Source organism: Streptomyces sp. B15, assembly GCF_018070605.1.
Lineage (GTDB): Bacteria > Actinomycetota > Actinomycetes > Streptomycetales > Streptomycetaceae > Streptomyces > Streptomyces smyrnaeus.
The window spans coordinates 1-306 of the sequence record NZ_JAGPXJ010000245.1 but is presented as its reverse complement, the minus strand read 5'-3'; the positions used below and the strand labels follow the sequence as shown (position 1 = coordinate 306).

The 306-nt window shown below is 69.6% G+C and carries 1 protein-coding gene; it reads right to left on the bottom strand.

The annotated features are described in order from the left end of the window. Positions 1–306: ketoacyl-synthetase C-terminal extension domain-containing protein (locus tag KBY19_RS36075; RefSeq protein WP_210967546.1), on the bottom strand; the 306-nt coding region annotated here is incomplete at both ends.

Sequence of the window (306 nt, the reverse complement as noted above, 5' to 3'; positions counted from 1 at the left end):
AGGGTGTGGGCGATGTGGGTGGGGTGGTGGTGGGGGTTTTGGGTGAGCCAGTGGTGGAGGCGTTGGGCTTGTGCGGTCAGGGCGGTGGGTGTTTTGGCGGAGAGGGGCCAGACGACGGGGGTGTCGGAGCCGATGCCGTTGTCCCTGTCCCGTGCAGCGGGGGAGGCGTCGGCGGTGTTGGTGTCGTTGGGTGGTTCTTGGAGGATGAGGTGGGCGTTGGTGCCGCTGGCGCCGAAGCTGGAGATGGCGGCGCGGCGGGGTCGGTGGGGTGTGGGGTGCCAGGGTTGGGGTGTGGTGAGGAGGGTG